A 397-nucleotide genomic window follows, 5' to 3' on the forward strand; every position below is an offset into this window, starting at 1 on the left:
GAACGAGCAGGGCGCCTGGAACCTCGAAGGCCTGCCGAAAAAAGACGATGCACCACTCGACCCCGCCGACCTGCTGCAGCGCCTGCGTCAATTGGGCCGCGTCGATGTGTTCGACAGCCAAGTCACCTTGCACCCCTGGCAGAGTGACCCGCTCACCCTTACCTATGTCAGCGCCGGCCTGCAGGCGGGTGCTTCGCGGCAAGTGCTGGAGTTGCGCGCCACCTTGCCTGATGGCCAGCCTCTGTCGCTGAACCTGCAAAGCCGTGTGTCAGCCAAGGCCTGGCGTGATGGCCAGGTGGAGGCCTACCTGAGCCTGCCGCAAAGTGACTGGGCGCGCTGGTTGCCACCACGCCTGCTCGGTGAGTGGCAAGCTGACGTGTTGCGGGCGGGTGGGGAG

At 65.7% G+C, this 397-nt stretch carries 1 pseudogene; it reads left to right on the forward strand.

The features are described 5' to 3' along the window. Positions 1-397: pseudogene (locus SB765_RS28180) on the forward strand (TIGR02099 family protein); the annotation flags it as partial.

It is taken from the genome of Pseudomonas sp. SIMBA_067 (genome assembly GCF_046534675.1).
Classification (GTDB): Bacteria; Pseudomonadota; Gammaproteobacteria; order Pseudomonadales; family Pseudomonadaceae; genus Aquipseudomonas; species Aquipseudomonas putida.